The organism is Pseudomonas citronellolis (assembly GCF_900112375.1).
Classification (GTDB): Bacteria; Pseudomonadota; Gammaproteobacteria; order Pseudomonadales; family Pseudomonadaceae; genus Pseudomonas; species Pseudomonas citronellolis.
In genome coordinates this window covers 1-1,401 of record NZ_FOLS01000075.1, presented here as the reverse complement: position 1 = coordinate 1,401, position 1,401 = coordinate 1, and the positions used below count along the sequence as shown (strand labels likewise).

Genomic DNA, 1,401 nt, shown 5'->3' with positions numbered 1-1,401 from the left:
ATTCGAGAAGCCAATCTGCATACAGCAAATCGATAATAAAAAGATCCTACAACCCCAAGAGGCTTGTGCTGACATGGAAGCGGAGATAGTCCAACCCGACAACTAAAAAACAACAATACAGGAAAATCGCCAAATCTTTCCAAGGTAGGCTATCTCTTACATCAAACAAACTTAAAAAGACGCACACAGTGAGATACATACTGCCTTTATTTGCAATTTTATATCTCCCCAAAACTCTTCCAACTGAACAATACACATCTGACGAAAAGCATTCAAAACCATATAACTGCACAGGTAAGCTCAAAAACAAAATAGAAACTTTACTCGAAAATCTCTCAGACAATGAAAAAATTGAATGCACAGATATAAACTTCGACGGACAACCCGAAATTATAATTAGACATCCGCCCTCCGGTCAGACTCAGATGTCATCCGTTTTTATTTTTAACGAAAAAAGCAAGAGCTTCATAAAGAACGAAGAGATAAGCAACATTCCATGCCTTGAAATTGATGAAAAAAACAAGAGAATCTCAGGAACCTGCTTTTCTTCAAGCAACTGCGATACCTGGAGTGAAGAATACAAATTCAACAAGGAGGAAAAATTAGAAATTACAGCCATGAAAGGAACCTACTGCGACCCCTCAACAGGAGATACATACTCTTACTTTGAAAAATACAATGACGGAAAGATATCCGAAAGGAAAGTAGCCCCAATAGTTAAGAAAGATTAATGGCCCACCGGGGATTAGTCATGAAACTACCGATAATCATGTTGCTTTTCGCTAGCTTCAATGTGGTCGCTGGTGAAGTCGAAGTCTGCAAAGGAGAAAAAAATACAAGAAATTTCCTATCTGAGTGGCGGGAGGGTGACAGAGTTACGAACATTTTAACTACTATTCAAGACACTGATATTTCACGGGAGCGAGGACGTATTGCCTATCAAGCAGACCTTAATGGTGATGGCAATAAGGACTACATATTTGAGTCATTTGATAGTCAGGGATCTGCCAAGGATAGAACTTTCGGAATTTTCGTCCAATGCAAGGGCTTTCTTCAATTTGTGGGGGGGGATTATTTTGCGGGTGTGAAAGAGATTGGGTCGATAAATAACAGCTATAGAGATGTCGTGTTCCTCTCCTATCAGCGAGATAAGTCGGGTGAAATCATACATGCGGACGACCAGGCACTTATCAGGTCGCACGTTTGGAGCTTCAATCCAGGCTCTGGTAAGTATGAGGGTGGCATAGACTAGGTGCTGTCGCAGGTAATGAGGGTGAAAGTCGAGACGATTTTTTAACGCTCATTCCTCTCGCTATCTTGAGTTATTGCCACAGAAACTACATTCGGCATGGAAGTGCTGGTGGACTTCCTCGAAGGCGACCCGGACCAGCCGCTGGTCAG

Annotated in this window: 2 protein-coding genes; both read left to right on the top strand. The window is 41.8% G+C overall.

Features of this window, described 5'->3' with window-relative positions; genetic code table 11:
* The first annotated feature begins 188 nt into the window (after positions 1-188).
* The gene (locus tag BM060_RS32850) at positions 189-731 is read left to right on the top strand and encodes an XAC2610-related protein (protein WP_135499840.1); all 543 of its coding nucleotides are present in this window, start codon (positions 189-191) and stop codon (positions 729-731) included.
* A gap of 20 nt (positions 732-751) precedes the next feature.
* Positions 752-1,252: a hypothetical protein gene (locus BM060_RS32845; RefSeq protein ID WP_135499841.1), complete on the top strand. Its 501-nt coding sequence runs from the start codon at positions 752-754 to the stop codon at positions 1,250-1,252.
* Positions 1,253-1,401 lie beyond the last annotated feature (149 nt).